The organism is Nocardia cyriacigeorgica (assembly GCF_010868145.1).
GTDB classification, from domain to species: domain Bacteria; phylum Actinomycetota; class Actinomycetes; order Mycobacteriales; family Mycobacteriaceae; genus Nocardia; species Nocardia cyriacigeorgica_D.
The window spans coordinates 1-287 of the sequence record NZ_JAAGUY010000083.1 but is presented as its reverse complement, the minus strand read 5'-3'; the positions used below and the strand labels follow the sequence as shown (position 1 = coordinate 287).

Annotated in this window: 1 protein-coding gene; it reads left to right on the top strand. The window is 65.5% G+C overall.

Going from position 1 to position 287, the window contains the following annotated elements; translation table 11 throughout:
- Window positions 1–287: acyltransferase domain-containing protein (locus tag GV792_RS28845; protein ID WP_163828147.1), on the top strand; the 287-nt coding region annotated here is incomplete at both ends.

Genomic DNA, 287 nt, shown 5'->3' with positions numbered 1-287 from the left:
GGGTGGAGGAGTCCGGCAAGTTCGCCCGGGTGCTGCAGACCCGCGGCGCGGGCCACACCTCGCAGATGGATCCGCTGCTCGGCGAACTGGCCGCGGAGCTGGCCGGTATCGAGCCGACCAAGCTGACGGTGGGCCTGTACTCGACCGTCGACAAGGAGCAGTACTACCGCCCCGGTCACGACCCGATCCACAACGAGGACTACTGGGTCAAGAACATGCGCCACAGCGTGTACTTCACCAATGCGGTGAAGCTCGCGGTGGATTCCGGCATCACCACCTTCCTGGAG